Origin of the sequence: Streptomyces synnematoformans, from assembly GCF_039531005.1 — a bacterium.
In the GTDB taxonomy this organism is placed as follows: domain Bacteria; phylum Actinomycetota; class Actinomycetes; order Streptomycetales; family Streptomycetaceae; genus Streptomyces; species Streptomyces synnematoformans.
The window spans coordinates 1-535 of sequence record NZ_BAAAPF010000773.1; the positions used below are offsets into that span (position 1 = coordinate 1).

The window sequence follows — 535 nt, forward strand, 5'->3', positions numbered from 1 at the left end:
CGTCCGCCGGGCTCCCGGGGGGGGCGCCCGGGCCCCCCTCGCCGACGGGCTCGGCGGCGGCGGGCTGGGCGGCGGGCTCGGCGGCCGGTTCCACGGTCTCCGGGGTTCCCGCGCCGCGTACGACCCGGCGGCGCCTGCGGCCCTTCGGGGCGGCCTCGGCGTCCGGCTCCGGCCGGGGCTCCCCGGCGGGGCCGGTCACGGCCTCCGGCGCGGCCTCGGCGGCCGGTTGTGCGACGGGCTCGGGGGACGGCTCGACGGTCGGCTTCGGCGCCGCGGCCGGCGACGCCGGCTCGGTGCCGGGGGCCGGGGTGCCCGCCGTGCGGGTCACCCGGCGACGCCTGCGGCGGGTTCCGGACTCGGCGGAAGCGTCGGCGCCGTCGGCCTCTCGTTCGTTGTCGGCCACGGTCTGGGCTCCCTCGTCGGTGCTGTGGTGGTGGTCTGCGGTGGCGGCGGGCGGCCCGGTGTCCTGGGCCGCGGCGGGCTGCCGTACGGGCTCGGCGGCGGCCGCCGGCGGCGTCCCCGCGTCCCGTACGAC

1 pseudogene is annotated in these 535 nt (G+C 83.4%); it reads right to left on the minus strand.

Going from position 1 to position 535, the window contains the following annotated elements:
* Positions 1-535 (minus strand): annotated as a pseudogene (locus tag ABD317_RS37615) (hypothetical protein); the annotation flags it as partial.